This window comes from Desulfovibrio sp. OH1186_COT-070 (assembly GCF_003860215.1).
Lineage (GTDB): Bacteria > Desulfobacterota > Desulfovibrionia > Desulfovibrionales > Desulfovibrionaceae > Desulfovibrio.
Window position 1 is genome coordinate 1 of sequence record NZ_RQYH01000223.1, and the last position, 352, is coordinate 352.

Annotated in this window: 1 pseudogene; it reads left to right on the top strand. The window is 37.2% G+C overall.

Features of this window, described 5'->3' with window-relative positions:
- Nucleotides 1-352, top strand: a pseudogene (locus EII23_RS12600) (hypothetical protein); the annotation flags it as partial.

Genomic DNA, 352 nt, shown 5'->3' on the forward strand with positions numbered 1-352 from the left:
AACGAAAACATTGTAGGAATTGATGCTGCCATCTTTATGCACCCCACCAGGTGGAAAGCGTCAGGACACGTAGATGCATTCAATGACCCTTTAATCGATAATAAAGATTCTAAAAAGAGATACCGAGCCGATGTTTTGGTAGAAGATTATGTTGCCAAAATTGAAGCTAAAATTGAAAAAGAGGTAGCGAAAGCCGAAAAACGTTTTGGAGAAGCCTTTGATAAAGAGCAGTTTATCACAACCAATGCTCGTGTAGTTGAATATAAAAACCAAGCTGATGCTATTTTGAAACGTTTGGCAAAATCGCTTGAAAATGAAGATTTAGCAGATGTAAAAGCCTTAATTGAAGAAC